1 pseudogene is annotated in these 976 nt (G+C 25.5%); it reads left to right on the top strand.

Features of this window, described 5'->3' with window-relative positions:
* The first annotated feature begins 191 nt into the window (after nt 1-191).
* Nucleotides 192-847 (top strand): annotated as a pseudogene (locus ACVC2P_RS13825) (IS1 family transposase).
* Nucleotides 848-976 lie beyond the last annotated feature (129 nt).

The following is a 976-nucleotide window of genomic DNA, read 5'->3' as shown; positions in this document are numbered from 1 at the left end:
GTAATGTTCCAAATTGGCACTTTTGAAAAATATGAAAATTAAAAACTGATAATCAGTTTATTAAAAATAAACAAGCTTCATTAATGAAGCTTGTTTCTGTTCTTTGAAATAATTAAAGTTTATTAGAGACCGTAAAACAACAGGTATAAATACCCTTGTGTTTCAAATTGGCACTTACAATATTTGTATTTATGGAATGTAAATACTGTAATACATCTAATTGTATAAAAAAGGGAATCCGAAAAGGTGCTCAGCGTTACTATTGCAAAGCTTGTGAAAAATATTTTCAAAATGAATATAAGTACAAAGCTTACAATTTAGATGTAAATAGAATGCTAAAGCAATTATTAAAAGAAAGTTGTAGTGTACGAGGTATTTCAAGAGTTTTAAATATTTCTTGTGGAACAGTTTTATCAAGACTATTAAAATAAGTAATCAAATTAAAGTGTCATACTTTAATAAGCTTGGATGTAAATTTGAGGTTGATGAAATGTGGAGTTTTATAGGAAACAGAAAGAATGTTACTTGGATTACTTATGCTATAGAAAGGGAAACTAAAACAGTAATTGATTTCTTTGTTGGTAGGAAAACAACAGAAAATATAAAACCTTTAGTAAATAAATTGTTGTTATTAAAACCTAAACGTATTTACACAGATAAATTAAATATTTATCCTGCTCTAATTCCAAAAACTATTCATAGACGTTTTCAATATTGTACTAATAAAATTGAGCGAATGAATTTAAATCTAAGAACTCATATTAAGAGATTAAGTAGAAAAACAATATGCTTTTCAAGAAAAGAAAAGTATCTTGAAGCACATTTAAGAATTTATTTTTGGGGATAGTAATTCCAAATTTAATATTCTTAATAGAACAAAACGTTCTTTAAAAATACTGTAATAAAAGGAAGTAAAAGGGGTGGTTTTTTAGTGAAATAGTAAAAAAATCATCTTTAACTATTATCCTTTTGGTCT

The organism is Pontimicrobium sp. MEBiC01747, assembly GCF_053601635.1.
The sequence above is the reverse complement of the archived record's forward strand: the minus strand, read 5'-3'. Positions and strand labels throughout refer to the sequence as shown.